Below are 544 nucleotides of genomic sequence, written 5' to 3'. Positions count from 1 at the left end.
AAAGGCATGACCTGTGGACACTGCGTCATGTCCGTAACCGAAGAGCTATCTGAAATCGGAGCCGTCGAATCTGTAAACGTAGACCTTTCCGGTAGCGCCGACGTAGCATCCAAGGTGCACGTAAGCACCACCGGCACTGTCAGCGACGATGAGCTGCGCGACGCTATTGCCGAGGCCGGATTCGAACTCGCAGGCATCAACCGATGACCTCAAGCCCGCTGCCAGCCCGAGCTCCACAAATTGGTGAAGCAACCCGCGAGCGCGCCCAGGACCTAAAGAAGAGGTTGATTGTAGCCGCAGTTTTTGCGACTCCTGTGATGGCCCTTTCTATGGTTGCCGCACTCCAATTCCCTGGCTGGCAGTGGGCGGTGGCCGCAATGTCCGCACCCGTCGTGGTGTGGGCGGCGTGGCCTTTCCACGTTGCAGCATTCAGAGCGGCAAGACACGGCTCTTCCACCATGGACACGCTAGTCTCCATGGGCGTGATTGCCTCTACGCTATGGTCTATTTGGGCCCTGTTCTTTGGCGGAGCCGGACATATTGG

General features: G+C 58.6%; 1 protein-coding gene and 1 pseudogene. Both read left to right on the top strand.

Features of this window, described 5'->3' with window-relative positions; genetic code table 11:
* The coding region (locus HMPREF1627_RS00860) for a heavy-metal-associated domain-containing protein (protein ID WP_034500358.1) at positions 1-207 on the top strand (207 nt) is incomplete at its 5' end.
* Positions 204-544 (top strand): annotated as a pseudogene (locus HMPREF1627_RS10650) (heavy metal translocating P-type ATPase); the annotation flags it as partial. The gene HMPREF1627_RS00860 and the pseudogene HMPREF1627_RS10650, both read left to right, overlap by 4 nt.

This window comes from Actinomyces sp. S6-Spd3, from assembly GCF_000758755.1.
Taxonomy (GTDB): Bacteria; Actinomycetota; Actinomycetes; order Actinomycetales; family Actinomycetaceae; genus Pauljensenia.
The sequence above is the reverse complement of the archived record's forward strand: the minus strand, read 5'-3'. Positions and strand labels throughout refer to the sequence as shown.